Origin of the sequence: Anaerotruncus massiliensis (ex Togo et al. 2026), assembly GCF_900199635.1 — a bacterium.
Taxonomy (GTDB): Bacteria; Bacillota; Clostridia; order Oscillospirales; family Ruminococcaceae; genus Anaerotruncus; species Anaerotruncus massiliensis.
This window is the reverse complement of sequence record NZ_LT962687.1, coordinates 2,887,539-2,910,600: the sequence shown is the minus strand read 5'-3', so window position 1 is coordinate 2,910,600 and position 23,062 is coordinate 2,887,539. Positions and strand designations below refer to the sequence as shown.

Here is a 23,062-nt window from a genome sequence, read left to right as displayed (position 1 = left end):
GTCCGATCAGACAATACCTTTCGTCACGGCCGCGCGGGGCCGTGGGATTCGCGCAGAGTCAGCCCGGCGGGCAGGAGGACCGTCCGTTCGGGCGGCTCGCGCCCCTCGATCAGCCCGATCAGCATCTCCGCTCCCTTCGCGCCCATCGCAAAGGCGCTCTGGCGCACCGCCGTGATCGGCGGGGTCGCGATCTCGGTCCAGTCGTAATCGTCGAAGCCGACGACCGCCACCCGGCCGGGAATGGCGATCCCCGCCCCGCCCAGGTATTTGACCAGCCCCATCGTCAGCACGCTGTTGGCGGCAAAGACGGCGTCCGCCCCCTGTCCGACGAGCTCGCGGGCCGCTTCCCGCCCCGCCTCGATCGAATAGTCGAGCCCCAGGCGGACAAGCCCGGGGTCGAGGGGGAGCCCGCGCTTTTCAAGCGCCCTCCGGTAACCGGCATAGCGGTCGTAGGCGGTCGAGAGGTCGAGCGCGCCGCCGAGGTAGCCGATGCGCGCGCGGCCCGAATCGGCCAGCAGGCCGACGGCCTGCTCGGCGGCGGATTCGTTGTCGCAGCAGACGAGCGGCAGGTCGCAGCCGTCGAGCCGGCGGTCGAGCAGGACGGTGGGCAGGTCGACGCCCGCGAGCAGCTCGTCGTAACGGCTGTGGCGGCTGTTGGGGACGAGCAGGAGCCCGTCGATCCAGCTCTTTTTGAGCACCGAGACGCTGTCCAGCCGGATATCCGACCTGCGCTCGGAATAGGTGGAGACGATCAGGTCGTAGCCTAGCCGCTGGAGGGTGTCCTTGACGCCGCCGAGCACGTCGAAAAAGAAGCAGTTGGTCGAGTTGCCCGGCTCGGTGGAGGGGATGATCAGCGCGATGATGTTGGATTTCTGGGTCTTGAGCGCCCGGGCGGCGAGGTTGGGCCTGTAGCCGGTCCGGCGGATGGCCTCCTCGACGAGCCGGCGGCTCTTTTCCGACACGGGACGGGTCCCGTTGATCGCGTGGGACACGGTGGTGATCGAAAGCCCCGTCATGCGGGCGATTTCGCGGATGCTCACGCCTTTCCTCCTCCTTCCCGCGCGGGCTTTTTCCGTGCCAAACGTTTTCGCGCAAACGTTTGGCATCCGTATTTATCTTACACGCTTCCGCGGTTCCCTGTCAACGGACAGCCTGCACAAGAATCCCGGGGGCCTCTTGGCGGAAACGCCCGAATCGGGAGGCCTCCGCATGGTGAAAGGCCCGGCGTTCCGGATGGAACGCCGGGCCTTTTTCGTTGGGCAACGCGGTGGCTGTGGTGGGGCGGCGCGACCGGCCCGAGCCAAAGCCTCCCCAAAAGCGCCAAAGGGCAAACGGCGGACGCATTCCCACACGGGCGGCGGCTCCGGTGGGGCTGGGAGGCCGGTCTGAGCCAAAAGCTCCTCCGGGGGCTAAACGTAATGCACGCCCTCAAAGGCGTCGAGCCGGGGGAGGTCCCGGCCGGGGAAGGGGGCGGAGGCTCGGGCGCGGTATTCGCCGGGGGATTCGCCGGTTAGGCGGCGGAAGACCTTGCAGAAATAGTTGGCGCCCGCGTAGCCGGTCATGTTGGCCACCGTCTCCACCGGGTATTCGCGGTTGAGCAGGAGGAGCTTGGCGGCGTCGATCCGCTCCCGCTGGAGGAACTTGCCGGGGGACTCCCCGACCTCCGCCGTAAAGGTGCGGATGAGGTGGGACTTGCTCACCCCGAGCTTTTCGGCAAGCTCGTCGACGCCCGCGAGGAAGGCGGGCTCGGACCGGATGAGGCCGATGGCGCCCTGCACCAGCTCGCTGCAGGCGTCCGCGCGGGGCGCCGCCGCGCAGAGCTCCATGAGGATGCGGTAGGCCGCCTCGCTCGCGGCAAAGGGGTTCTGGAAGCCGCCCGTCTGCGCGCGGCGGCAGAAGTTCCACAGCAGGCCCGCCGCGCGGCATCCGGCGTGGGGGCGCAGGAGCGCGCCGTCGCGCGCCAGCAGCGCGGCCAGCTCCCGCGCGTTTTTGAGGAGCAGGTAGGCGCAGTCGGCCTTCCCCTCGGGCAGCAGGCGCAGGGCGGAGGCATCCCGCGTGACGAGGAAGCACCCCGGCTCAAGGCGGAGGGACTCCTCCCCGAGCAGGGCGGACGCGCGCCCCCCGCAGAGGTGGAGCAGCAGGACCGCGTGCCCCGTGAAGGAGAGCGGCGCGCCCGCCTCCAGCCGCCCGCACTCTGCCGGAAGCACGCCGGGAAAGCCCGCGGGGGCGCGCAGCCCGAGGGGACAGCGTCCCGGCCTGATCTCATCGATCGCAGACATCAATAAATCACCATCAATATCAATAAACTACCATTGTATTTGACAGAATCCCCGATATAATAAGGATTATAGGGGATATCCAAAGAATAACACATCCATGATAAAAAATCAACATTTTACCATAGGGGGCTATATTATGGCAAGCATTTCCCTCCGCCACATCTTCAAGGTCTATCCCGGCAACGTGACCGCCGTGAGCGATTTCAACCTCGAGATCGACGACAAGGAGTTCATCATCCTCGTCGGCCCGTCCGGCTGCGGCAAATCCACCACCCTGCGCATGATCGCGGGGCTCGAGGAGATCAGCAAGGGCGAGCTCTACATCGGCGACAAGCTGGTCAACGACGTGGCCCCCAAGGACCGCGACATCGCGATGGTCTTCCAGAACTACGCGCTCTACCCGCACATGACCGTCTATAAGAATATGGCGTTCGGCCTTCAGCTGCGCAAGACCCCCAAGGAGGAGATCGACCGCAAGGTGCATGAGGCGGCCAAGGTGCTCGACATCGAGCACCTGCTCAACCGCAAGCCCAAGGCGCTTTCGGGCGGACAGCGGCAGCGCGTCGCGCTCGGGCGCGCGATGGTCCGCGACCCGGCGGTCTTCCTGCTCGACGAGCCGCTCTCCAACCTCGACGCCAAGCTGCGCACCGCGATGCGCTCGGAGATCACCAAGCTGCACAAGCGCCTGGGCACCACCTTCGTCTACGTCACCCACGACCAGACCGAGGCGATGACGATGGGCGACCGGATCGTCGTCATGAAGGACGGCTTCATCCAGCAGGTGGACACCCCGCAGAACCTCTACGACAAGCCGTGCAACATCTTTGTCGCGGGCTTCATCGGCTCCCCGCAGATGAACTTCCTCGATGTCACGATCCAGAAAAAGGGCGGCGGCTACGCCGCGATGTTCGGCGATCATGAGATCAAGATCCCGGCGGGCAAGGCCGACGCCGGTACCCTCGACGCCTATGTGGGCAGGACGGCGACCCTCGGCATCCGCCCCGAGAACCTGCACGACGAGGAGGCCTATTTCGGGCTCGATACGGCGAGCGTCATCGACGCGGACGTCGATTTGGCCGAGCTGATGGGCTCGGAGATCTTCCTCTACCTCACCAGCGGCGAAACCAAGCTGGTCGCCAAGGTCCCGCCCCGCAGCGGAGCCAAGGACGGCGACCGCATCAAGATCGCGATCGACTGCACCAAGATCCACCTCTTCGACAAGGAGACCCAGCAGGTCATCTTTAACTGACATGCACTGCGGCTCCCGGCGGCGGTTTTACCCGCCGCCGGAGCCTTTTTCCATCTTCAGAAAGCGAGGTGTTCCCGTGGGACTCTTCGGAAACTACGCCAAGCCCGGCCCCGGCATCCCCAAGGACGCGCCCCCAAAAAGGGGGCTGGCACTCTTTTTCGACGTGCTGTCCCGCGAGTTTTTCGAGCTCGTCAAGCTGAACCTGCTCTACCTGCTCTTCTGCGTCCCCGTCGTCACCATCCCGGCGGCGACCACCGCGATGTGCCGGGTCACCCTCACGATGCTCCGCGACCAAAACCACTTCCTCTGGCACGATTTTTTTTCCGCCTTCCGGCGGGAGTTCAAATGGTCGACCCTGCTCGGCCTGCCGCTGCTCGCGCTGATTTTGCTCTGCGACGGGGCGCTGCGCTTTTACGGCGCGGCCGCCCTCGCCTCGCCCGTCTATGGTATCCCCCTGTTCGCCGGCGGGGTGCTGCTCCTGCTGCTGCTCTGCGCGGCGCTCTACCTCTTCCCCATGCTCGCGCTCGTCGACCTGCCGCCCCGGCAGGCGCTGAATAACACCCTGCTGCTCGCCCTGCTCTGCCTGCCGCGCAACCTGCTCGCGCTGGCCGTCATCGGCGCGCTCGGCTTCCTCCTGGCGGCCACCCTGCCGATGTCCCTCATCTACCTGCTGCTCATCGGCTGCTCCCTCACCTGCCTGGTCGCCTGCTTCTGCGCCTACGGGGGGATCCGGAAGCATGTCCTCCGGTAGCCTTCGTCATATGCCCGCCGTCCGCCTCAAAGCTGCGAAAGAAAGGGGCCGCCCGAATGGGCGGCCCCTTTCTTTTCCAGCGCCTCCCGCGTTTGCAATCCGCGGGCGCGGATGGTATGATAAACGCAAGAAACCAACGGCGCCGCCCCGCGGCGAAAGAAAGGAATCCGCATGGAGCTTTTCCCGATTGAAATACGCCCCCCCTTCCAGCCCCCCTCGGAGGACGCGAAGCTGGTGCTGCTGGCGGACGGCGGCATCCATTTTGACGGCGCGGACCTGCGCCGCCACCTGTCGCGGTGCGTGCGCTATGCCAGGGAGCACCGCGTCCACCTCGTGAGCGGCCTTTTCGTGCACGAGGGGAACCTCTGCCTCTGCCTGCTCGGGCCCGACGGGCAGGCGCTCTGCCGCCAGCCCGCCCTGCACCTCTCCCTCCCGCTGCGGGGCGCGCTGCGCCCGGGGGAGCGGGCCGAGGTCGTGCACACCGAGCTGGGAAACCTCTTCCTCTGCGTCGACGCGGACATCTACCACCCGCAGGTCCTCCGGACCGCCGCGCTCAAGGGGGCGGACGCCGTCCTCTCGGTGCAGTGCCTCGACCCGGCGGAGGAGACCCCCGAGCGCGTTCTCTGCACTGTCTGGAACGCCGCGCAGAGCAACAACGTCTATGTCGCGAACTTCGCGGCGGGCGGCGCGGTGGTCTGCTGCCCCGCGCCCGTCACCCGCGCGGGGGACGGATACCTGGTGCGGCGCACCGACGCGCTGCCCGTGCGGTTCGCGCTCAACATGGAGCGGCTCGACGAGATCCGCGCCCGGTTCGAGCTGATGGAACAGATCAACCCGGCGCTCGTGGAGAACTACGCCGCCGAACTGGGGAGGTAGCCGCATGTGGAAAGCGATTCTGGGGCTGCTGACCTTCCGGCTGTCCTTCGCGGCCACGCCGAAAAAGATCGCCGCCTTCCTCGAGGGCAAGGGGGAGACCGACCGGCGCAACGCCGAATTCGCCGCCCCGGAGGCGGTGCGCGGGGCGGCCGTGCAGCTTGCGCCCCGCGCCTACCGGGACTGGAAGGACTACGCGGGGGAGATCTACCGGCTGGCCAAATCCGCGGTCGACGCGGGCGCGCAGGTCGTCGTCTTTCCCGAGTACGTGGGGCTGGCCCCCCTCACGACCGTCCCCGGCTGGAAGCGGATGCTCCGCTGGATGTTCGGCGGGACCCTGCCCGCCCTAGACGGCCCCTTCCCGCAGCCCGTGGACGGACGGCTGGAGCCGGTTGCCGCGGCGCTTCACGGCTACCTCTACGAGCTCTACATGTATACCTTCAGCACGGTTGCCCGCCTTCAGCACGTCTACCTCGTGGCGGGCAGCGCCCTCTTCTGGGAGGAGGGGCGGCTGATCAACCGGTGCGTCGTCTTCGGCCCCGACGGGCAGCCCGCGGGCGCGCAGGAAAAGATCTGCGCGATCGGGCCCGACCGGGCGCTCGGCGTCGAGCCCTCCGGACTCATCGAGCCGGTCGAGACCGCCGTCGGCCCGATCGGCGTCGTGCTCGGGACGGACGCCTATTACTTCGAGTGCTTCAAAATCCTGCGGGAGCAGGGCGCGCGGCTCATCGCCGTCCCCGGCGTGGGCGGCGGCATCCTGCCCGACCTGCTGCGCTGCCGCGCCAATGAAAACGGCGTCTACGCGCTCTACGCCTGCTACGCCTCCGGCGGCGCGGCGCGGTGCGGCATCTTCGCCCCGCTCGATGCCACGCCGGGCAAAAACGGCGTGGTCGCCCTCGCGGACGGCCCGCAGGCGTGCGCGCTCGCGGCGCGCACCAACCTGGAAAAGCTGCACCTCGCGGTCATCGAGGGGGAGCCGAACGCCTCCTTCCTCGCGGAGGACTACCTGCACAGCTACCGCTACTGCGGCAAGCTGCCGCTGCTCGGCTGAAACAGAAAAAACCGCCTTCCGCGCCGCGGGAGGCGGTTTTCACGCCGCGCCGCCGGAGGGCGCGGAGCAAAAAAAAGACGAGCCTCGCGGCCCGCTGACAGGTGAAGTGATCTGGAGATAAAATCAAGGAGGGGGGATTAACTTAGAAACGCTGAGTTTCTAGGGGTTATTATAACACACCCGCCCCTCCAATTGGTGAACAAATTGTGAACGGACACAAGATATTGTGTCCGTTTTGATATTTTTATCGACAGCTACGCAATCTTTGGAAGAAGGCGGAGAGCTCCGCCGCGCACGCCTCCGCGAGCACGCCCCCGACCACCTCGGGGCGGTGGTTGAAGGGGAGCGCGGCAAAGTCGCTCACCGAGCCGAAGCAGCCCGCCTTGGGGTCGCGCGTGCCGAACACCACCCGGCGGATGCGGGCGTTGACGATCGCGCCCGCGCACATCGGGCAGGGCTCGAGGGTGACATAGAGGTCGCACCGGTGCAGCCGCCAGCCGCCGAGCTTCCGGCAGGCCGCGTCGATCGCCTCGAGCTCGGCGTGCGCCAGCGCGTTTTTGCCCGTCTCGCGGCGGTTGAAGCCGGTGCCGACGACCTCGCCGTCCCACACCGCAACCGCGCCCACCGGCACCTCGCCCAGCCTCGCGGCCTCCCGCGCCAGCTCGAGCGCGAGGGACATGTAGGATTCATCGGTCCGCATGTCGGTCACATCCTTGTAAAGCTCAGGTAAAAGATCCGCAGGTAGAGCGCCAGCAGCAGGAGCATCGGGAAGTTCACGAAAAACCTGCGGTAGCGGGTCCGCTCCCGCAGCGGGCAGCCGCAGGGGCGCAGGGAACCGTCCAGCGCGAGCTTCTGAAAGAGATACCAGAAGCCGAGCCCGCCGGCGCCCAGGTAGACGAGGAATTCCAGCCCCTGCAGGGCCAGCGTCCCAAGGTCGCTCATGTTGACGGTGACGATCGAAAGCAGGACGACCAGGAAATTGTTGAGGAAGTGGATGGCCATGCTCGTCCAGATCGAGTTGGTCTTGACCATGAAGTAGCCGAGCGCCGCGCCCAGCAGGAAGGCGTTGGGGAACTGGACCATATTGCGGTGGAGCAGCCCGAAGAGCAGCGCCGACACGACAATCGCGAACCGGTCCCCAAAGGGGCGCAGGGAGCCGAGCACCACGCCGCGGTAGGTGAATTCCTCGATGAGGGCGGGCAGGGCGGTGGCGTTGAAGATGTAGAGCGCGGCGGCGGCCGGGTCGCCGGGGATCTCCATCGGCAGGTCGGCGGGCAGCAGCCCGAAGAAGGAGAAAAAAATCGACGCGGCCAGCGAAAGGAGCACCCCGATGACCGAAAGCCCCAGCACGACCGCCGCCGAGGCGGCGAGGATGGGCGGATGGGGCGGATCGTGCGGGACCTGCCGCAGCCGGAAGCCGAGCACCTTCGCGTAGGCGAGGTAGGGCAGCAGGAAGACGGTCAGGTAGACCGCCAGCGAGAAGAGCTCGTTGGCGATGGCGAAGCCGCGCTGCCCCGCGCCGGCGCGGTCGAGCGCGCCGACGATCCAGCCGATGACCGTGTCCGACTGGACGAGGTAGAGGCAGAGGATGTTGACGATGATGGTGAGCGAAAGCAGCGCGCTCTGCATCCGCAGGCGCGAGGCCGCCTCCGCCGGGCCAGGCCGGAATTCCGGCGCCTGCTGCTGGTATTGGCACATGGGCTTGTCCCCTTGTCTATCAAAAAGGCCGCGCGGGCGGCCCGGGTTTCTCTCCGCGTCATATCGCACGGCGGCGGGGCTGTGGGGCCTGCGCGCCGCGCGCCGTTCGCCACGGGCGGACGCTGCCGGCATTCGGCCGATCGCCCGCGCTTATTATAACATAAACCGCGCGAAATGCGAACCCTCCCGAGAATTTACAATTCCGTCATCTTTTATCCTGCCCGGGCGGTTGACAAATTTCCCGCGAGCGGATATAATATCACTATCCTAACTGCAATAATTTAAATTACAGATTGTGAGGAATCCGCATGCAGGGCTTTGCCACCACCGAACACATCAGCTTTCTCCTCGTCTTCCTGGAGGGGCTGCTCTCTTTCTTTTCCCCCTGCGTCATCCCGCTCATCCCCATCTACGTCAGCTATCTCGCGGGCAGCGGCGAACGGGACGAAAACGGAAATCCCATCTACAGGCGGAGCCGGGTGATGCTGCATACTCTCTTCTTTGTGCTGGGAATCTCCTTTGCCTTCTTCCTGCTGGGCATCGGCTTCACCGCTGTCGGTACCTTCTTCAGCGGCCACCGCACCCTCTTCTCCCGCATCGGCGGCATCGTCATCCTCCTGCTCGGCCTCGTGCAGGTCGGCTTCTTCGAGCTGAAATTCCTCCAGCGGGAGCACAAGTTCCACCTCAACGTCGCCGGCAAAAAGATGACCCCCGTCGCCGCCTTCATCATGGGCTTTACCTTCTCCTTCGCGTGGACCCCCTGCGTCGGGCCCGCCCTCTCGTCGGTGCTCATCCTCGCCTCGGGCGCGAAAAGCGCCCTCGCGGGCAACCTGCTTGTGCTCGTCTACGCGCTCGGCTTCGTACTCCCCTTCCTCGCGCTCGGCCTCTTCACCACCCAGGCGCTCGGCTTTCTGCGCCGCAACCAGAAGCTCATGAAATACACGATCAAGGCGGGCGGCGTGCTGCTCATCATCATCGGAATCATGACCTTCACCGGCTGGATGAACGGCATCACCAGTTACCTGAGCGCCCCGCGCATCCCCGATTCCGGAACCACCCAGAGCGAGCCCGCGGCGCCCGTCTCGTCCGAGTCTCCCGCGCCGAGCGGGGCGCCTTCCTCCGGGGCGTCCTCCCGGGAGGACGCCCCGCCCGCGCCGGTCGCGCCCGGCTTCACCCTCGTCGACCAGGACGGCAACACCCATACCCTCTCCGACTACAAGGGCAAGGTGGTCTTCCTCAACTTCTGGGCGACCTGGTGCCCGCCCTGCCAGAAGGAGATGCCCCACATCGAGGAGCTCTACAAGGAGTACGGTGAAAATACCGGGGACGTGATCTTTTTGGGCGTCGCCAACCCCAAAACGGACGAAAACCCCTACGGGCAGGACAAATCGCCCGAGGAGATCGCGGCCTTCCTCTCCGACAAGGGCTACACCTTTCCGACCGTGATGGACACGACGGGCGACGTCTTCGCGCAGTACGGCATCAGCGCCTTCCCGACGACCTTCATGATCTCGGCGGACGGCACCGTCTTCGGCTACGCGCCCGGCGCGATGACCAAGGAGATGATGCAGAGCGTCATCCAGCAGACCCTCGACGGCAAGCGCACGGAATAATCGAAAAAGAGATAAGGGGCGGTTCCCGATGGGAACCGCCCCTTATGATCTCCCCTTTTTTCTTGAAAAAGGGAAGCGGAAAAAGCGCCTGAAGCAGGGCCTGCGGGCCCGGGTTAAGGGCTCCGCCCTCGAAAAAGCCCGGCATCCTCTGGATGCCGGGCTTTTTCTCACCCGCCGCCTTTTGAAAAAGGCGGACGAAAACTTTTATTGAGGGGGAACAAGCTCCAAGAGCGCGGCGCGCTCGTTCGGGCAGCGCCCGTCGATCACCGCGTCGAGCAGCGCCGCGAGCGTCCGGCCGAGCTCCGGCCCGGCGGGCACGCCCGCCGCGAGCAGGTCCCCGCCCTTCACCGCGAGCGCGTCGAGCGACCAGCAGTCGCCCTCCTCCAGCACTTCGCCGAGCGCGCGCTCCACGCCGGCGAGCGGTTCCCCGTACGCCGCGCGCATCGCGAGCAGGCGGCGGAAGGCCGCCGGCCCGAGCTTCCGCAGCATCCGCCGCACCGCCGGGCGGTCTTCCGTGAGCGGCGCTGTCCGGAAGGCGAGAAGGGCCTTTGCGGCGCGGATCGTTCCGCGGTCGAATTTGAGGCGGCGCAGGGCCGCTTCCGCGTCTGCCTCCGTGGAAAAGAGCATCGCCAGCCGCACGGCGGGATCGGCCGACGCACGCCCGAGCGCGTCCGGGTCGCAGTCCCACCCGGGCAGGACCCGCGCGACCACCTCGGGGAACTCCCGCAGGACGCGGGGGGCGCCGGCTCCGCACACGAGCTTGACAAGCTCCGCCGCGATCCGCTCCGCCGACACCTTCTCGAGCCGCGCGCGGTCCGCGCGCAGGGCGGCGGCGGTTTCGGCCTCGATGGAAAAGCCGAGCGACGAGGAGAAGCGCAGGGCGCGCAGGATGCGCAGTGCGTCCTCCTGAAACCGCCGCGCGGGGTCCCCGACGCAGCGGATCGATTTTCCGCGCAAGTCGTCCACCCCGCCGAACGGGTCGACGAGGCCGGTTCCCGGCGACCACGCCATCGCGTTCACCGTGAAATCGCGGCGGGCGAGGTCCTCCTGGAGGCTGCGGGTAAAGGCGACCGAGTCGGGGCGGCGGCCGTCGGAATAGGGGCCGTCCACCCGGTAGGTGGTGATCTCGACGGGCTCTCCGCCGACGAGCACGGCCACGGTGCCGTGGCGGACGCCCGTCTCGATGACGGGCGCCCCGGAAAACACCGCTTTCGTCTCCTCCGGCAGCGCGGAGGTGGTCACATCCCAATCGCCCGGCCTGCGGCCGAGCAGGCTGTCGCGCACGCAGCCGCCCACGACGTACGCCTCATAGCCCGCCGCGCGCAGGGCGCACAGCACATACGCCGCGCCGCGCGACAACGCCAATTCCATCCTTTTACCCCCAATCAAAAATTTCGCCCGCCTTTTTACACTGAGCCGCAGCGAAGCGTGTCGGAGGCCAACCGCCCGCAGGGCGGCTCTTGGGCCGGAGACAAGGCGGCGAGGCCGCAGGGCAGAGCCCCGCGCCGCGCTTCGCAAAGCACGGAACGCCCAATCCTTCAGGCATATTTTTCGCTTCCCTTTTACAAGAGAAAAAGGAAGATCAAAACAGGCCGCCGCGCGATGCGGCGGCCTGTTCCCGATTCATTTGAGCTTCACATAGATGAGCTTGACGCTGCTGTCGCGGGTGCGCACGCTCTTGATGTCGAAGAGGTCGAGCGACTCGATGAAGGGGGTGAGCTTGGAGAAGCCGAAGTTGCGCACGTCAAAATCGGGGTACCGCTTGACGAGCAGGTTGCCGATCGTGCCGATGAAGAGCCAGCCGTCCTCGTCCGAGTTTTCCGCCACGATCGTGCGGATCGCCTTTTTGATCGTGCGCAGGCCGGTCATCTGCTTTTCCTCCGGCTCAGGGCAGGGCTCGGGCGCGGGCTCCGGTTCCGGCCTGGGCTCGGGCTTCGGCTCCTGCTTGGGAGCGGGCCGGGCCTTCTCCTGCTTGGGCTGCTGCTTGGGCTTTTCCGGCTGGGCGGGTTTTTCCGGTTCCTTCTGCTCGGCGGTCGCGAGGATATCGAGGTATTTGAACCGGTTGCAGGCGGAGATGAACGATTTGGGGGTCTTGCGCTCCCCCATGCCCACGACGGTCATGCCGCTCTCCCGCAGGCGGGCGGCCAGACGGGTGAAGTCGCTGTCCGATGAGACGATGCAGAAGCCGTCCACCTGGCCCGAATAGAGGATGTCCATCGCGTCGATGATCATGGCCGAGTCGGTCGAGTTCTTGCCGGTGGTGTAGCTGTACTGCTGGATGGGCAGGATCGAGTTGTCGAGCAGGACGTTTTTCCACGAGACGAGCGCGGGGCTTGTCCAGTCGCCGTAGATGCGCTTATAGGTGGCGATGCCGTCGTTGGAGATCTCGTCCAGGATGATCTTGATGTATTTTCCCGATATGTTATCGGCATCGATAAGCACCGCGAATTTGCTGTCGCTTGCCATTCCTTCACCTCAATCGATCTAGTTCGGTCTTTGCGGGCCGTCTTGCGCGGCCGGATATTGGCTTTTGGCTGACGGCCTGCGTTTATTATAGCATAAATTCGCGGCGAAAAAGTCGTATCCGGGAAAATATTTGCACGGGGATGCGAAATCCCCCGCCCGCGGACGCGGACGGGGGATTCCAAAAGCCCGGGGGCTTATTTGAGCTCGATCTGGCGGGCCTGCGGCCGGGCGGGCACCTTCTTGGGCAGCTCGAGTTCGAGCACGCCGTTTTTATACGCGGCGCTGATTTTTTCGACGTCGATGCCGGAGACGTCGAAGCTGCGCGCGAAGGAGCCGTAGCGGCGTTCGCGGCGGACGTAGCCGTCCTCCTTCTTCTCCTCGCTCTCGGCCTTGTGCTCGGCGGAGATCGAAAGGGTGTCGCCGTTGAGGTCGATCTTAATGTCCTCCTTGTCGAAGCCGGGCAGCTCCGCCTGGAGGAGGAACTTGTCGCCCTGGTCGAGGATATCGGTGCGGATCTCAGAGAAGCTCGCCGGGAAATCGCTGAAAAACGTCTTGTCGAAGGCGTCGAAGAAGTTGGAGAGGTTTCTGGTTCTGCGTTCAAAAGGCATCAGGTCAAACATGATAAAATCCCCCTTTAGATGTTGTGTTTTCGCGTTGTTTAACCCAACTCACGAGTTCTGCGAATGTTGCGGCACATGGCGATCATCTTCTTTCCCGGCGCCCGTGCCCGGCGCTCGTTCTTGTTTCATTGGCCTTAGTATAACCCGGGATTGTTACAAAGCAATGCATCATTTATGAATAAACTGTGAATTTTTAGCACTCACGATATAAGAGTGCTAATTCGGCTCAATCTCCGCCAGCACGTCGGAAAGCGCCGCCGCGGACGCCTCCAGCGCCCGGTGCTCCGCCTCGTCGAGCGGGAAGTCAAGGATCTGCTTGATCCCCTCCCTGCCGACGATCGCCGGCAGGCCGAGGCAGAGGTCATGCAGCCCGTAATGCCCGTCCGCCAGCCCCGAAACGGGCAGCACCGAGTTCTCGTCCCGCACGATCGCCTCCGCGATCCGCCGCACCGCTTTGGCGATCGCGTAGTTGGTCGCGCCCTTGCGCTCGATGATCCGGTAGGCGCTGTTCTTGACCTCCTCGTAGATGCCGTGCAGCCCCGCCATGTCGGCGCACTTGCCGCACACCTTGCAGAAATCCGCGAGGTCGATGCCCGACACGTTGGCCGAGCTCCACACGGGCAGCTCGGTGTCCCCGTGCTCGCCGATGATGAAGGCGTGGATGTTGCGCGGGTCGACCTCGAGGTGCTCCCCGAGCAGGTATTTGAACCGCGCGGTGTCCAGCACGGTGCCCGAGCCGATCACCCGGGAGGCGGGGAAGCCGGACAGCTTGAGCGTCACATAGGTGAGGATGTCAACCGGGTTGGCCACCACCAGCAGGATGGCGTCCCGGTTGCAGCGGACGATCTGGGGGACGATCGACCGGAAAATCTTCACGTTCTTGCGTACCAGGTCGATGCGCGTCTCGCCGGGGGACTGCGCCGCGCCCGCCGTGATGATCACCAGCCCGGCGTCGGCCAGGTCGGGGTAATCTCCCGCGTAGACGTTGACGGGACGCACGAAGGGGACGCCGTGGGCGATGTCCATCGCCTCTCCCTCCGCCTTCTTCTGGTCGATGTCGAGCAGCACCAGCTCGGAAAACAGTCCGCTGCCCAGCAGGGTGTAGGCGGTGGTCGCGCCCACCGCACCGCAGCCGATGACCGCGCATTTCTGTAGATTCATGAGGGTTCCTCCTTTGGGATGGTTAATATATACCGTTTTAGTATATTATAGCGCCTTCTGGGAGATCTGGCAAGCGCCGCCAATTGCTATTGTAAACGCCGCCCGCCCGAATATACCGCGCCCCGGCCCCGCGCGTCAAAAAGCGGCCGCGTGCCCCGGCCCCCGCGGCGAAAAAGCAGGGGTCCAAACGACGAACGTCGTTTGGACCCCTGTGCGCGTCTCCGACGCGCAAACCCGCCGTCCCGGCCGGAGGGCCGGGACGGCGGGTTCTTTTTCGCCGCGCGGGGCGGTTTACTCCGCGAAAAACGCAATGGGTTCGGGCGGCCAGCTGTGCACGATCTCATAGGAGCGGTAGAGGAAGCCGCCGCCCGGCTTCTTTTCAACCGTGAGGCGCCCGACATGCATCGGGTGGTCGGGCTGGTCGTCGGGTCCGTAGGACCCGACCGCGAGCTCGATCACGCCGTCCTGCTCCGCATAGTCCAGGACGGAGAGTCCGCCGCCCCCGCCGAAGCCGCCGATCATCTCGTAGCAGTCCCCGTCGGCGTGGTAGAACTGGGAGGTGCGCAGGTATTCCACGGACACGTCGAAATACTCCCGGATTGCCGCCTCCACCTCGGCGGCGGGAGCGGTCGCGCCCGGCGCGAAGCAGCCCTCGAAATCCTTCTCCATCCCCAAAAGGTTATTGAAGCAGAGATAGAAGAAGAGGTGGTCGGCCTCCATCTCCTCGGGCGAGCTCCAGTCGTATTGCAGGAGCCTGCCGCTGGGGATCATCGGATAGACGTAGGTTTCCGCGAGCTGCTCCCGCGTCTGCCCGTCGCCGCCGACGGGATAGAGCGGGTAGCGCATCTCGTTCTCCTCGTACTTCCAGCCGCCGTCGGGGGAGAGCCGGATTTTGACCGTGCCGCTCCAGATGACGGTGCCGTCCTCCCGGGGGCCGCAGACGTCGTAATCGAGCGTCAAAAGGCCGTCCTCGAGGGAGGCCTTATTCACCTGCGCGGTGCAGGTCGCGCCCAGCCCCTCAAAGCGGTAGGCGTTGGCCGCCTCGTCGTAGCGGACGTGGATGCGCATACACGAGGCGGGGTCGACGTCGAAGTACCGTCCGATGTATTCCTCGACCTCCCCGGCCGGGAATTCGGCGGGCGCCTGCTCGCCGAGGTCCTCCATGCAGTGCAGGGCGTAGTAGTCCACCAGCGCGTCCGCGCCGATGTTGAAGGGCGTCGACCAGGTGCGTCCCGCCGCCCCGGAGGCGAGCAGGCGGTCCACATACCGTTCGGTCAGGGCCGGGTAGTCCGACAGGTCGGGGGCGGCCGGTTCGGCCGGTTCGGCGGAAACGGCGGAGCTCTCCGCCGCGCTCTGCGGCTGCGGAGCCGCGGCCGGTTCCCGCGCGCACCCCGCCAGAAGGGCGAGCGCGACGCATAAAACAAGAGCCTTCTTCATTTCAATCCTCTCCTTTCCCTCTATAACCACCGGGGAGGCCGAAAAGGGACCGGCGTCCCTCCAAAATTCCCGTGCGCATGAAAAACCCGCCTCCCCAGCCGGTCAGCCGGGGAGGCGGGCGCCGTTATGCCGCGTCGGTCAGAATTTTTCCACCGCGTCCTTGGTGACGCGCGCGAGCACCAGCTTTTCGGGCGCGGGCCGCGCGTCGGAGAAGGTGACCGCCTCCAGAAGCAGGCGCTCCCCTTCGGGGACCAGCTCCTGCCGGGAGGTCAGCAGCCGCGCGATGGGCTCGCCCTTTTTCACCGCGTCGCCCGTCTTCTTGAGGAGCAGGATGCCCGCCGACAGGTCGATCGCGTCCTCCTTGCTGGCGCGGCCCGCGCCGAGCGCCACCGACGCGATGCCGCACAGCTCGGTCTGCATGTGGGAGATGTAGCCGTCCGCCGGGGAGAGCACCTCGTGCACGACCGGCGCCTTGGCGAATTTATCGGTGTCGTCGAGCACCGACACGTCGCCGCCCTGCGCGGCGACCATCGCCCGCAGCTTCCCGAAGGCCGCGCCGCTTCGGAGCGCCTCCTCCGCCATCGCGCGGCAGGCGGCGAGCTCCCCCTTGCCCGCCAGCACGAGCATGTTGGAGGCGAGCTGGAGGCAGACCTCGGTGAGGTCCGCCGGCCCCCGCCCGCGCAGCGTGTCCACCGCCTCGATGACCTCCAGCGAGTTTCCGATCGCGTGGCCGAGGGGGAGGTCCATATCGGTGATGAGCGCGATGGTGCGGCGGCCGTTGTGCTCGCCGATCGACACCATCGCCTGCGCGAGACCGATCGAATCGTCGAGCGACTTCATGAACGCGCCGCTGCCCGTCTTGACGTCAAGCACGATCGCGTCGGAGCCCGCCGCGAGCTTTTTGCTCATGATCGACGAGGCGATGAGCGGCAGGCTGTCCACCGTGGCCGTCACGTCGCGAAGCGCGTAGATCTTCTTGTCCGCGGGCGCGATGTTGCCCGTCTGGCCGATGACCGAGAGCCCGGCGTCCCGCACGATCTGGAAAAACCGCTCCCGCTCCACCGAGGTGCGGAAGCCCGGGATCGATTCGAGCTTGTCGATCGTGCCGCCCGTGTGTCCCAGCCCGCGCCCGCTCATCTTGGCGACCGGCGCGCCGCACGCCGCCACGACGGGCGCGACGATCAGCGTCGTCTTGTCGCCCACGCCGCCGGTGCTGTGCTTGTCCACCTTGATCCCGGGGATCGCGGAGAGGTCCACCATGTCGCCCGACCGCGCCATGCAGTCGGTGAGCACGGCGGTCTCGTGTTCGTCCATGCCTTTGAACCAGATCGCCATCAGCAGGGCGGAGGCCTGGTAATCGGGGATGCGGCCGGCCGTGTAGCCGTCGATGAAAAAGGCGATCTCCTCGTCCGAGAGGGTCCCGCCGTTGCGTTTTTTCATGATCACGTCGTAGATGCGCATGTTGCTCCTCCTTGTTCGTTCAGGTTATCGGGGCCCAAACCGCACGGCGGCCCCCGGTGGTATCCCGTTTTCGCTTCCGCGCGGTCAGCCCCGCGCGAGGACCAGCGGGCAGAGCGATTCGCCGTCGCAGCCCGCGTCGACGCCCAGCAGCGCCGCCGCCGTCTCGCCCGTGTCCGCGAAGGTCGGGCGGGTGCCGAGGTCCCGTCCCGCCGCGATCTCCTTCCCATAGAGGAGCAGCGGCACATATTCGCGCGAATGGTCGGTCGAGGGGGTGGAAGGGTCGCAGCCGTGGTCGGCCGTGATCATCAGCACGTCGTCCTCCCGCAGCAGGGGCAGCAGCTCGCCCAGCTGCCCGTCGAAGCGGTTGAGCGCCGCCGTATACCCCGGCACGTCGTTGCGGTGCCCGTAGACCATGTCAAAATCGACGAGGTTCACAAAGCAGAGCCCGTGGAAGTCCTTCTTCGCCCAGGCGATCGTCTGCTCCATGCCGTCCTCGTTATTTTGGATGCGGCTGGTCTGGGAAATCCCCTTGCCCGCGAAGATGTCGTAGATCTTGCCGACCCCGATCGTATCGAGGCCGGCCGCCCGCAGCTTGTCGAGGATGGTGTCGCGCGGCGGGGTCAGCGAAAAGTCGTGCCGGTTGGAGGTGCGCCTGTAATCGGGCCAGCTGCCCTCGAAGGGGCGCGCGATGACGCGGCCCACCCCGTGCTCGCCCTGGAGCAGCTTGCGGGCCGCCTCGCAGTACTCATAGAGCTGCTTGACCGGCACGACGCGCTCATGCGCCGCGACCTGGAAGACGCTGTCCGCGCTCGTGTAGACGATGAGCGCGCCCGTCTCCTCATGCTCGCGGCCGAAGTCGTGGATGACCTGCGTGCCCGAATAGGGCCTGTTGCAGAGCACCCCCCGCCCCGTCAGCCGTTCGTATTCGCGGATGATCTCGGGGGGGAAGCCGTCGGGGTAGGTCGGCATCGGCTTGGGGGAGATGATGCCCGCGATCTCCCAGTGGCCGATCGTCGTGTCCTTTCCGGCGGACGACTCGCGCATGCGCGCGAAGGCCCCGAGCGGCCGCTCCACCACCTCGCCGCAGCCGACCCCCTCGATGTTATAGAGCCCCAGTCTTTGCAGATTGGGCACCGAGAGCTTTCCCGACTGCCAGCAGGCGCGCAGCGTGTTGCTGCCCTCGTCGCCATAGGCGGCCGCGTCCGGTTCCTCGCCGATGCCCACGCTGTCCAGCACGATCAAAAACACCCGTTTTGCCATTGTTTTTCCCACCTTTCCAAGGCGGCCGCCGCGCTTGCCGGGCGGAAAACCGGCGCGCCCCGCGCGCCGCCCGCGCGGAGCGCGGGACAAATCCCGCCTGCGCGGATTTGGGTTTTCCGCCCTCCGCGCCCTCCCGCCGGCGGATACCGGGGATGGAGGGCCGCGCCGGGCCGCCTGATTCCTGTCCCCATTTTACCACACCGCGGCCCGCCGCACAAGGAAAGATGGCCGAAAACGGTCTCCCGTTTCCGGCCATCTTCAAGGGCGGTTCCCGCGGGCCCGAAGGCTGTCTCCCATCGCCCGGGCGGTTCAGATATCCATCGTGTCCATCAGGCTGCGCATGGCGAGGATCGTCCGCTCGATGAGCTCGTCGAGCTCCCATCCGAGCATCTCCGCGCCCTGCGAGATGACCTCGCGTGAGCAGCCCGCCGCGAATTTCTTGTCCTTAAACTTCTTTTTCACCGATTTGGTCTCGAGGTCGACGACGCTTTTGGAGGGGCGCATGATCGCCGCCGCGCCGATCAGTCCGGTGAGCTCGTCGGTGGCGAAGAGGATCTTCTCCATGACGTGCTCCGGCTTGATGTCGCAGCAGAGCCCGTAGCCGTGGCTCGCCGTGGAGCGGATGATCCCCTCGTCGAGGCCCTCTTCGCGCATCAGCTCCTGCGATTTGACGCAGTGCTGCTCCGGGTACGCTTCAAAGTCGAGGTCGTGCAGCAGGCCGACCACCTTCCAGTACTCCACGCGGTCGGGGTCGTACTCCTTGGCGAAATACCCCATCACGCCGCTGACGATCGCCGCGTGACGCAGGTGGAACGCCTCTTTGTTGTACTTTTCGAGCAGGGCCTGCGCCTCTTCCATCGTCGGGATCATAACACAGACTTCCTTTCCGTTTTTTCCCCATTATACTCCGCGCGGAAAAAAACGGCAAGCCGCTTTCTCACGCGGCGAACCCCTCCCCGCCCTCCTCACGGGACGCGCCCATGACGGCGCGGGTGCGGCCGGCCTGAATCAAAAGCTTTGAAGGGGGGCCGGGGGGAACTTTCTCGAAAGTTCCCCCCGGCTCGAAAGTTCCCCCAGGCGGTCCGCCGCCCGCTCGTAGCCCGGGGCGGAAAGCCCAAGCGCGCGGGCCATGCGCACCGGCTCGAAGACGAGCCCGTCGAGCTCGCTCGCGCCGCCCTTTTTGAGATCCTTCTGCATGGAGGCGGTCGTGTCGGGGCTCATGCCGTCGATGCGGCGCAGGCCGTCGGCGAGCATATCCACGGGATAGCGGTAGCCCTTGGCGTCCGCGATGGCCGCGAGCTCCCGCACGAGCGACTTGAAGAATTCACGCGGTTCCCCCGGCGCCTGCAGGCCGCCCATCGGCAGGTCGAAATAAGCGCCCGCAGCCGCCATCGGGGAGACGAGCATGAATTTGCGGAAGGCGTCGCGGCGGATGTCGTCCGACACCACCGCGTCGATGTCCGCGCCGCGCAGCTCCTCGGCGATCTCCTGGAGGCGCACCGCGCGGGCGTTCCCCTCCCGCTCGCCGTAGACGATCCGGAAGACCTCCCCCGACTGGGTGATCTCCCCGGGCGAAGAGATGTAGCCCACAATGTAGATGCAGCCGTCCGTCACCGTGCGGCCGGGCAGCCGGGCGGCCATCCGCTCCCCGGTGCCCAGGACGTTCAGGATGGGGATCACGACGGTCCGCTCATCCGACGCGCGTTCGACAAGCGGCAGGATCTCCTCCACCGAGTAGCCCTTGACGCAGACAAAGATCACGTCCGCGCGTCCGGTAAATTCCCCGGCGGTGCAGGCGGGGACCCGCACCCGCAGCTCCCCGCGCCGGGTGCCGTGCAGGACCAGCCCGTCCCTTCGGATCGCCTCCAGGTGCTTGCCGCGCGCGATCAGCGTCACGTCGCGGCCCGCGTCGGCCAGGTACCCGCCGATGCAGCCGCCCGTACCGCCCGCGCCGATCACCAGATACTTCATTTCCCCGCCCTCCCGAGCGATTTGTGAAAGGCCCTCAGCTCCGCCTTCACCTCTTCGGGCAGGGCGGTGTCCTTGACGCCGCGGATCGCGCCCTCGAGCGCGTAGAGCTCCCGGACGCACGCGCCCGGATCGGCTTTGCGCAGGCGGACAAGCGCCTCGCGGCTGCCCAGCTCCCGCAGCGTTTCGGGCGTGTCCACCCCCGCCTCGACAAGCCGCGCCTCCAGCACCTTCCCGATATTTTGCAGATCACTCAGCTTTGCCATCTTCCGCGCTCCTTTCCTGAACCCACTTTTGCAGGCGGGGCATCGCGAGCTGTGCGTCGAGCATCCCCGTCTTGTAGAGGTCCTCCAGCTTTTTCATATCCTTCTCAAACCGCCCGATCGTCACGGGCCGGTCGGGCGCGATCACGATCGCCCTGCCCTCCCGCTCGAGCCGCCGCACCTTGTCGAGCTCCCGGTTATAGACCTCGTGGCGGGTGTCGAGGGTGCGCACCATGCCCGGCGAGTCGTGGAAGATATGCCGGTAGACGGGGCGGATGCCCTCGGGCGATTTCTCGTAGGAGCGGTCGCGGGTCAGCACCACGACCACCCGGTCACAGCCGTCGTCCAGCGCCTTCTGCACCGGGATCGGGTCGGAGGTGCCGCCGTCGAGGTAGCGTCCCCCCATGAATTCCACAACGGGCGAAAACACCGGAATCGACGAGGAGGCGCGCAGCAGGGTGCTGTCCCCCGGCCGGACGGCCTCCTTGGTGAAATAGACCGGCCTTCCGGTATCCGCGTCGGTCACGCCGGTGACAAATTCCATCGGCGAAGCGAGAAACGCCTCGTAGTCGAAGGGGTCAAGATGATTCGGAATCTCGTCGAAGATGAAATCCATTCCGAACATCGATTTGGTTTTAACAAGGCTCTCAAAGCCCACATACCGCTTGTCGTCCACGTAGCCGGTATTGACCCGGTAGCTGCGCCCGCGCTGTCCCGACACGTAGCTGACCCCGCTGCACGCGCCCGCGGACACGCCGATCACGTAGTCCGCCTCAAAATGGTTGTCCATCAGGCAGTCGAGCACGCCGTTCGTATAGAGCCCGCGCATGCCGCCGCCCTCCAGGACCAGTCCGATCTTCATCACACTCTGCCTCCCCGCATGTGGAACTGATTCACCGCCCCGCGCCGCCGTCCGCCGCGCAGGGACCGCCCCGGGCGGAAAACGGCGCCCCGATGGGGCGCCCGCGCGAAAGCGCCGCTTTCGCGCGCGTGCGGCTTTGCCGCACGGTTTTCCGCCTCCCTGTGTTATGCACGCGCCCCGCGTCAGCCGTCCGCCGTGTCCGCGAGCGCCCTCATGGCGTCCCCCGTCAGGCGGTAGACGGTCCAGTCGTCCATCGCCTGCGCGCCGAGCGAACGGTAAAACCCGATCGAGGGCTTGTTCCAGTCGAGGCACCACCATTCGACCCGGCCGCAGCCGCGTTCGACGGCGAGCGCCGCCAGCCGCGCGAGCAGGGCCTTCCCGATGCCGGCGCCGCGCAGCGCGGGCAGTACGAAGAGGTCCTCCAGGTAGAGCCCCGCGCGCCCGAGGAAGGTGGAGAAGTTGTGGAAGAAGAGCGCGAACCCGGCGGGAGCCCCGTCCTTTTCCGCGATCAGCACCTCCGCCTTTTGCTTTTCAAAAATCCATTCGCGCAGCAGGTCCTCGGTGGCGACCACCTCGCCGAGCATCCCTTCGTATTCCGCGAGCTTTTTGATAAAGTCGAGGATGAGCGGCAGGTCGCCGATGCCGGCGAAGCGGATGCGGCAGCCCGCAATCCCCGTCTCATAGCCTTCTGCGGCGCGTTCCCCCTTCACCTGCGTGAGGTAAAGCATGTCGACGAGTTGACAGTCCCCTTCATAAATCGGCTCGGGGTAGTGGTCGGTAAAGAAATTCTTGACGACATGGCTGCGTTTAAATCCGCAGGACTCGTAAAACCCGACCGAGGAGGGGAAATCGCCCGTGCCGACCCACACCGCGGCGCCGTCCGGCAGCCGCGCGATCGCCGCGCGCACCAGCGCGCCGCCGATCCCACGGCGGTGGAAGGGCTCGGCGACGGCGAGGTTTTTGATCTCCCAGCCGCCCGCGGCCGGCACCGTCACGATCTCGCCGAGGACGGCGTCCCCCTCCCGCGCCGCGAGCATGAACCCGTGCGGCAGATAGCGCATGACCATCTCCCACGAGGGGTCCGCGAACAGCAGCAGGTCCCGGTAGCGTTCCCGTTCCCCGCGCACTTCAAAAATCTCCATTGCGACACCTCTTTCGGTAGACTATCATAACAGATTTTCCAGCCAAAGTAAATTGCGTTTTACCGCGGATTCTGTTATGCTGGGGGAAAGAAATCCCCCGAAAGGACTTTGCCATATGAAACTGATCTCCTGGAACGTCAACGGCCTGCGCGCCTGCCTGGGCAAGGGCTTCCTCGACTTTTTCAACGCGGAAAACGCGGACGTCTTCTGCCTGCAGGAGACGAAGATGCAGCCCGGCCAGGCCGACCTCGACCTGCCCGGCTACGAGCAGTACTGGAACAGCGCGGTGCGCAAGGGCTATTCCGGCACGGCGGTGTTCACCCGGATCCCGCCCCTCTCGACGGCCTACGGCATCGGGCTTCCCGAGCACGACGGCGAGGGCCGCGCCATCACCCTCGAATTCGAGGACTTCTACCTCGTCACCGTCTACACCCCCAACGCCCAGCGGGAGCTGACCCGGCTCGATTACCGCATGGAGTGGGAGGTCGCCTTCCGCGCCTATGTGAAGGCGCTCGACGAGAAAAAACCGGTCGTCATCTGCGGCGATCTCAACGTGGCGCACGAGGAGATCGACTTAAAAAACCCCAAGCCCAACCGGGGCAACGCGGGCTTTACCGACGAGGAGCGCCAAAAGCTCACCGAGCTGCTCGCCAGCGGCTTTGTCGACAGCTTCCGCGCCCTCTACCCCGACGCGGTGGGCGCCTATTCCTGGTGGTCCTACATGTACCACGCGCGCGCCAACAACGCGGGCTGGCGCATCGACTATTTCCTCGTCTCCGAACGCCTGCGCGGCGAAATCCGCGACAGCAGGATCCGCGCGGAAATCTTCGGCAGCGACCACTGCCCCGTGGAGCTCGACCTCTTCCAATAATCTCCGAGGGAACGACAAAGCGGCCGCCATCTGGCGG

At 65.9% G+C, this 23,062-nt stretch carries 22 protein-coding genes and 1 pseudogene; 6 read left to right on the top strand and 17 right to left on the bottom strand.

The window, feature by feature from the left end; all coding sequences use genetic code 11:
- Nucleotides 1-23 precede the first annotated feature (23 nt).
- Together C1A13_RS13985 and C1A13_RS13980 are read right to left on the bottom strand one after the other, a co-directional pair.
- Nucleotides 24-1,040, bottom strand: coding sequence for a LacI family DNA-binding transcriptional regulator (locus C1A13_RS13985; protein WP_172439301.1), 1,017 nt, complete (start codon nucleotides 1,038-1,040; stop codon nucleotides 24-26).
- A 369-nt stretch (nucleotides 1,041-1,409) separates the two neighbouring features.
- Complete coding sequence (locus C1A13_RS13980; protein WP_101553044.1) at nucleotides 1,410-2,279, bottom strand: helix-turn-helix transcriptional regulator; 870 nt, start codon at nucleotides 2,277-2,279, stop codon at nucleotides 1,410-1,412.
- A 136-nt stretch (nucleotides 2,280-2,415) separates the two neighbouring features.
- On the opposite strand from C1A13_RS13980, the gene C1A13_RS13975 reads away from it, so the two are divergent.
- The 4 genes from C1A13_RS13975 (at nucleotide 2,416) to C1A13_RS13960 (ending at nucleotide 6,203) form a co-directional block, all read left to right on the top strand.
- Nucleotides 2,416-3,528 (top strand): ABC transporter ATP-binding protein, encoded by a 1,113-nt coding sequence (locus C1A13_RS13975; RefSeq protein WP_101553043.1) that lies wholly within the window; start codon nucleotides 2,416-2,418, stop codon nucleotides 3,526-3,528.
- Between the two features lie 76 nt (nucleotides 3,529-3,604).
- Entirely contained in the window at nucleotides 3,605-4,279 is a 675-nt protein-coding gene (locus C1A13_RS13970) for a YesL family protein (protein ID WP_172439300.1), read from the top strand.
- A 171-nt stretch (nucleotides 4,280-4,450) separates the two neighbouring features.
- Nucleotides 4,451-5,155, top strand: a complete 705-nt coding sequence (locus C1A13_RS13965; RefSeq protein WP_101553041.1) for a hypothetical protein — start codon at nucleotides 4,451-4,453, stop codon at nucleotides 5,153-5,155.
- Nucleotides 5,156-5,159: 4 nt separating this feature from the next.
- On the top strand, nucleotides 5,160-6,203 hold the full coding sequence (locus C1A13_RS13960; RefSeq protein ID WP_101553040.1) for a nitrilase-related carbon-nitrogen hydrolase: 1,044 nt from the start codon (nucleotides 5,160-5,162) through the stop codon (nucleotides 6,201-6,203).
- 244 nt (nucleotides 6,204-6,447) lie between these two features.
- On the opposite strand, the gene C1A13_RS13955 is transcribed toward C1A13_RS13960, so the two are convergent.
- Nucleotides 6,448-6,903: a nucleoside deaminase gene (locus C1A13_RS13955; RefSeq protein WP_101553039.1), complete on the bottom strand. Its 456-nt coding sequence runs from the start codon at nucleotides 6,901-6,903 to the stop codon at nucleotides 6,448-6,450.
- A gap of 5 nt (nucleotides 6,904-6,908) precedes the next feature.
- Nucleotides 6,909-7,901 (bottom strand): CPBP family intramembrane glutamic endopeptidase, encoded by a 993-nt coding sequence (locus C1A13_RS13950; RefSeq protein ID WP_172439299.1) that lies wholly within the window; start codon nucleotides 7,899-7,901, stop codon nucleotides 6,909-6,911.
- A gap of 308 nt (nucleotides 7,902-8,209) precedes the next feature.
- Between C1A13_RS13950 and C1A13_RS13945 the strand changes: the two genes are divergently transcribed.
- Entirely contained in the window at nucleotides 8,210-9,514 is a 1,305-nt protein-coding gene (locus C1A13_RS13945; RefSeq protein ID WP_101553036.1) for a cytochrome c biogenesis protein/redoxin, read from the top strand.
- A gap of 204 nt (nucleotides 9,515-9,718) precedes the next feature.
- Here C1A13_RS13945 and C1A13_RS13935 read toward each other — a convergent pair whose 3' ends face one another.
- From C1A13_RS13935 to C1A13_RS15155, 13 genes and pseudogenes are all read right to left on the bottom strand, one after another.
- Nucleotides 9,719-10,885, bottom strand: coding sequence for a CCA tRNA nucleotidyltransferase (locus C1A13_RS13935; RefSeq protein WP_101553032.1), 1,167 nt, complete (start codon nucleotides 10,883-10,885; stop codon nucleotides 9,719-9,721).
- A 252-nt stretch (nucleotides 10,886-11,137) separates the two neighbouring features.
- On the bottom strand, nucleotides 11,138-11,980 hold the full coding sequence (locus tag C1A13_RS13930) for an NYN domain-containing protein (RefSeq protein WP_101553030.1): 843 nt from the start codon (nucleotides 11,978-11,980) through the stop codon (nucleotides 11,138-11,140).
- A gap of 194 nt (nucleotides 11,981-12,174) precedes the next feature.
- The gene (locus tag C1A13_RS13925; RefSeq protein WP_101553028.1) at nucleotides 12,175-12,600 is read right to left on the bottom strand and encodes an Hsp20/alpha crystallin family protein; all 426 of its coding nucleotides are present in this window, start codon (nucleotides 12,598-12,600) and stop codon (nucleotides 12,175-12,177) included.
- A 216-nt stretch (nucleotides 12,601-12,816) separates the two neighbouring features.
- Entirely contained in the window at nucleotides 12,817-13,761 is a 945-nt protein-coding gene (locus tag C1A13_RS13920) for an L-lactate dehydrogenase (RefSeq protein WP_101553026.1), read from the bottom strand.
- 291 nt (nucleotides 13,762-14,052) lie between these two features.
- Nucleotides 14,053-15,198 (bottom strand): DUF6070 family protein, encoded by a 1,146-nt coding sequence (locus C1A13_RS13915; RefSeq protein ID WP_101553024.1) that lies wholly within the window; start codon nucleotides 15,196-15,198, stop codon nucleotides 14,053-14,055.
- A gap of 138 nt (nucleotides 15,199-15,336) precedes the next feature.
- Entirely contained in the window at nucleotides 15,337-16,659 is a 1,323-nt protein-coding gene (locus tag C1A13_RS13910) for a pyrimidine-nucleoside phosphorylase (protein WP_101553022.1), read from the bottom strand.
- A gap of 84 nt (nucleotides 16,660-16,743) precedes the next feature.
- Entirely contained in the window at nucleotides 16,744-17,919 is a 1,176-nt protein-coding gene (locus C1A13_RS13905; protein WP_101553020.1) for a phosphopentomutase, read from the bottom strand.
- A 309-nt stretch (nucleotides 17,920-18,228) separates the two neighbouring features.
- The gene (locus C1A13_RS13900; protein ID WP_347295209.1) at nucleotides 18,229-18,786 is read right to left on the bottom strand and encodes a hydrolase; all 558 of its coding nucleotides are present in this window, start codon (nucleotides 18,784-18,786) and stop codon (nucleotides 18,229-18,231) included.
- Between the two features lie 141 nt (nucleotides 18,787-18,927).
- Nucleotides 18,928-19,890, bottom strand: coding sequence for a ketopantoate reductase family protein (locus C1A13_RS13895; RefSeq protein WP_101553016.1), 963 nt, complete (start codon nucleotides 19,888-19,890; stop codon nucleotides 18,928-18,930).
- Nucleotides 19,887-20,153, bottom strand: coding sequence for a TfoX/Sxy family protein (locus C1A13_RS13890; protein ID WP_101553014.1), 267 nt, complete (start codon nucleotides 20,151-20,153; stop codon nucleotides 19,887-19,889). The genes C1A13_RS13895 and C1A13_RS13890 overlap by 4 nt, the downstream gene beginning before the upstream one ends.
- A complete protein-coding gene (locus C1A13_RS13885) occupies nucleotides 20,137-21,012 on the bottom strand; it encodes a patatin-like phospholipase family protein (protein ID WP_101553012.1) in 876 nt (291 codons plus the stop codon). Before C1A13_RS13885 ends, C1A13_RS13890 begins: the two co-directional genes overlap by 17 nt.
- A 182-nt stretch (nucleotides 21,013-21,194) precedes the next feature.
- The gene (locus C1A13_RS15160; protein WP_172439321.1) at nucleotides 21,195-21,740 is read right to left on the bottom strand and encodes a GNAT family N-acetyltransferase; all 546 of its coding nucleotides are present in this window, start codon (nucleotides 21,738-21,740) and stop codon (nucleotides 21,195-21,197) included.
- An 81-nt stretch (nucleotides 21,741-21,821) separates the two neighbouring features.
- A pseudogene (locus C1A13_RS15155) lies at nucleotides 21,822-22,073 on the bottom strand (GNAT family N-acetyltransferase); the annotation flags it as partial.
- A 196-nt stretch (nucleotides 22,074-22,269) separates the two neighbouring features.
- Here C1A13_RS15155 and C1A13_RS13875 point away from each other — a divergent pair.
- Nucleotides 22,270-23,025, top strand: coding sequence for an exodeoxyribonuclease III (locus tag C1A13_RS13875; RefSeq protein ID WP_101553007.1), 756 nt, complete (start codon nucleotides 22,270-22,272; stop codon nucleotides 23,023-23,025).
- The last annotated feature ends 37 nt before the right edge of the window (nucleotides 23,026-23,062 follow it).

What these genes read in the sequence shown, in the direction of transcription:
- C1A13_RS13980 (WP_101553044.1), bottom strand. Translation starts at nt 2,279, where the DNA reads ATGTCTGCGATCGATGAGATCAGGCCGGGACGCTGTCCCCTCGGGCTG.
- C1A13_RS13975 (WP_101553043.1), top strand. Translation starts at nt 2,416, where the DNA reads ATGGCAAGCATTTCCCTCCGCCACATCTTCAAGGTCTATCCCGGCAAC.
- C1A13_RS13965 (WP_101553041.1), top strand. Translation starts at nt 4,451, where the DNA reads ATGGAGCTTTTCCCGATTGAAATACGCCCCCCCTTCCAGCCCCCCTCG.
- C1A13_RS13960 (WP_101553040.1), top strand. Translation starts at nt 5,160, where the DNA reads ATGTGGAAAGCGATTCTGGGGCTGCTGACCTTCCGGCTGTCCTTCGCG.
- C1A13_RS13955 (WP_101553039.1), bottom strand. Translation starts at nt 6,903, where the DNA reads ATGCGGACCGATGAATCCTACATGTCCCTCGCGCTCGAGCTGGCGCGG.
- C1A13_RS13950 (WP_172439299.1), bottom strand. Translation starts at nt 7,901, where the DNA reads ATGTGCCAATACCAGCAGCAGGCGCCGGAATTCCGGCCTGGCCCGGCG.
- C1A13_RS13945 (WP_101553036.1), top strand. Translation starts at nt 8,210, where the DNA reads ATGCAGGGCTTTGCCACCACCGAACACATCAGCTTTCTCCTCGTCTTC.
- C1A13_RS13935 (WP_101553032.1), bottom strand. Translation starts at nt 10,885, where the DNA reads ATGGAATTGGCGTTGTCGCGCGGCGCGGCGTATGTGCTGTGCGCCCTG.
- C1A13_RS13930 (WP_101553030.1), bottom strand. Translation starts at nt 11,980, where the DNA reads ATGGCAAGCGACAGCAAATTCGCGGTGCTTATCGATGCCGATAACATA.
- C1A13_RS13925 (WP_101553028.1), bottom strand. Translation starts at nt 12,600, where the DNA reads ATGTTTGACCTGATGCCTTTTGAACGCAGAACCAGAAACCTCTCCAAC.
- C1A13_RS13920 (WP_101553026.1), bottom strand. Translation starts at nt 13,761, where the DNA reads ATGAATCTACAGAAATGCGCGGTCATCGGCTGCGGTGCGGTGGGCGCG.
- C1A13_RS13915 (WP_101553024.1), bottom strand. Translation starts at nt 15,198, where the DNA reads ATGAAGAAGGCTCTTGTTTTATGCGTCGCGCTCGCCCTTCTGGCGGGG.
- C1A13_RS13910 (WP_101553022.1), bottom strand. Translation starts at nt 16,659, where the DNA reads ATGCGCATCTACGACGTGATCATGAAAAAACGCAACGGCGGGACCCTC.
- C1A13_RS13905 (WP_101553020.1), bottom strand. Translation starts at nt 17,919, where the DNA reads ATGGCAAAACGGGTGTTTTTGATCGTGCTGGACAGCGTGGGCATCGGC.
- C1A13_RS13895 (WP_101553016.1), bottom strand. Translation starts at nt 19,890, where the DNA reads ATGAAGTATCTGGTGATCGGCGCGGGCGGTACGGGCGGCTGCATCGGC.
- C1A13_RS13890 (WP_101553014.1), bottom strand. Translation starts at nt 20,153, where the DNA reads ATGGCAAAGCTGAGTGATCTGCAAAATATCGGGAAGGTGCTGGAGGCG.
- C1A13_RS13885 (WP_101553012.1), bottom strand. Translation starts at nt 21,012, where the DNA reads ATGAAGATCGGACTGGTCCTGGAGGGCGGCGGCATGCGCGGGCTCTAT.
- C1A13_RS15160 (WP_172439321.1), bottom strand. Translation starts at nt 21,740, where the DNA reads ATGCTTTACCTCACGCAGGTGAAGGGGGAACGCGCCGCAGAAGGCTAT.
- C1A13_RS13875 (WP_101553007.1), top strand. Translation starts at nt 22,270, where the DNA reads ATGAAACTGATCTCCTGGAACGTCAACGGCCTGCGCGCCTGCCTGGGC.